Origin of the sequence: Mycobacterium kyorinense, assembly GCF_001672775.1 — a bacterium.
In the GTDB taxonomy this organism is placed as follows: Bacteria; Actinomycetota; Actinomycetes; order Mycobacteriales; family Mycobacteriaceae; genus Mycobacterium; species Mycobacterium kyorinense_A.
In genome coordinates this window covers 1-1,821 of record NZ_LZKJ01000086.1, presented here as the reverse complement: position 1 = coordinate 1,821, position 1,821 = coordinate 1, and the positions used below count along the sequence as shown (strand labels likewise).

The following is a 1,821-nucleotide window of genomic DNA, read 5'->3' as shown; positions in this document are numbered from 1 at the left end:
CTATCAGGCTCGCCACGTCGACATCGACGGCTGCACCTACCGTGAGGGCCTCTCGGCGGTACGCATCGACGGCGGCGTGGCCGGCAATGTCATCCCCGATGCGGCGTCGGTGACGGTCAACTTCCGGTTCGCCCCCGACCGCTCGCCCGACGCCGCGCTGCAACACGTGCACGAGGTGTTCGACGGGCTCGAGGTGGATATCGAACAGACGGACTGCGCCGCCGGCGCGCTGCCAGGTCTGGGCAAGCCCGCCGCCAAGGCGCTGGTCGAGGCGGCCGACGGGCAGGTCCGGGCGAAATACGGCTGGACCGACGTCGCGCGGTTCGCGGCCCGCGGTATCCCGGCGGTCAACTACGGCCCTGGCGACCCCAACGTGGCCCATCGCCGCGACGAGCGGGTACCGGTCGAGCAGATCACCGCCGCCGTGGACATGCTGCGCCGCTACCTATCCAGCTGAGCGCGCTTGGCCTGCGCGGCGCCGTCGGCGGCTGCCGGATGAAACCCCGCATCGGCCAGGTCGGCGGACACGTCGGCCAGCGCGGCCGGATCACCCGCTGCCAGCGCGCGGGCGTGAGCCAGCGTGAGCCGGCCAAGCACACAGTCCACTTCGAGCGCGAGGCGCTCGGCGCGATACACCGCGCTGGTGTCGCCGAGCACCCGGGCTTGTTGAGGTTCACCAGCGGGTTAGCCCGAGTCACGGCGCTGCTGATGGCCGGGCGGCTGGACGCGGCGCGCTCGTTGGCGCAGCGCCATACCGATTTCGCCGAGCTGCAGCAGCCGGGACGGGCGATCGGCGAGGTGCTGGTCGGGTACGTGGCGATTGCCCAGGGTGACTTCGACACTGCGGTGGCGCTGCTGGAGCCCGCGGCGGCCACGCTGGAGCGCACCGGCTATTCGTGGGGCCCGCTGTCGCTGTCCCTGCTCGCCCAGGCGCTGGGCCAGCAAGGCGAACAGCTTGCGGCGGCAAAGGCTTTCAGCCGAGCCGAGTCGCGGCACGGTCTGAAGTCGGCGCTGTTCGCTCCGGAGCTGGCCTTGGCCAAGGCATGGTCGAAGGCGACACGCGGCGACACCACCGGCGCCATCGTCGCCGCCCGGGAAGCTGTGCAGGCCGCCGAACGCGGCGGGCAGTCGGCGATCGCGCTTCGGGCGCTGCAGGACGCCGCCCGGCTCGGCGACACCAGCGCGGTGTATCGCGCCGAGCGCCTCGCGCTCGAAGTGGACTGTGTGCTTGGCCGGCTCACGCTGGCTCACGCCCGCGCGCTGGCAGCGGGTGATCCGGCCGCGCTGGCCGACGTGTCCGCCGACCTGGCCGATGCGGGGTTTCATCCGGCAGCCGCCGACGGCGCCGCGCAGGCCAAGCGCGCTCAGCTGGATAGGTAGCGGCGCAGCATGTCCACGGCGGCGGTGATCTGCTCGACCGGTACCCGCTCGTCGCGGCGATGGGCCACGTTGGGGTCGCCAGGGCCGTAGTTGACCGCCGGGATACCGCGGGCCGCGAACCGCGCGACGTCGGTCCAGCCGTATTTCGCCCGGACCTGCCCGTCGGCCGCCTCGACCAGCGCCTTGGCGGCGGGCTTGCCCAGACCTGGCAGCGCGCCGGCGGCGCAGTCCGTCTGTTCGATATCCACCTCGAGCCCGTCGAACACCTCGTGCACGTGTTGCAGCGCGGCGTCGGGCGAGCGGTCGGGGGCGAACCGGAAGTTGACCGTCACCGACGCCGCATCGGGGATGACATTGCCGGCCACGCCGCCGTCGATGCGTACCGCCGAGAGGCCCTCACGGTAGGTGCAGCCGTCGATGTCGACGTGGCGAGCCTGATAG

General features: G+C 72.3%; 3 protein-coding genes and 1 pseudogene. 2 read left to right on the top strand and 2 right to left on the bottom strand.

Annotated elements, in window-relative coordinates; translation table 11 throughout:
- On the top strand, window positions 1-457 hold a 457-nt coding region (locus tag A5707_RS09175), incomplete at its 5' end, for a M20/M25/M40 family metallo-hydrolase (protein WP_156657716.1).
- Here the strand turns inward: A5707_RS09175 and A5707_RS23765 are convergent.
- Window positions 442-657, bottom strand: coding sequence for a hypothetical protein (locus tag A5707_RS23765; protein ID WP_156657722.1), 216 nt, complete (start codon window positions 655-657; stop codon window positions 442-444). The genes A5707_RS09175 and A5707_RS23765 overlap by 16 nt on opposite strands.
- On the opposite strand from A5707_RS23765, the pseudogene A5707_RS09170 reads away from it, so the two are divergent.
- Window positions 637-1,380 (top strand): annotated as a pseudogene (locus tag A5707_RS09170) (AAA family ATPase); the annotation flags it as partial. The gene A5707_RS23765 and the pseudogene A5707_RS09170 overlap by 21 nt on opposite strands.
- On the opposite strand, the gene A5707_RS09165 reads toward A5707_RS09170, so the two are convergent.
- Window positions 1,365-1,821: M20/M25/M40 family metallo-hydrolase (locus A5707_RS09165; protein ID WP_156657716.1), on the bottom strand; the 457-nt coding region annotated here is incomplete at its 5' end. The pseudogene A5707_RS09170 and the gene A5707_RS09165 sit on opposite strands and share 16 nt — an antisense overlap.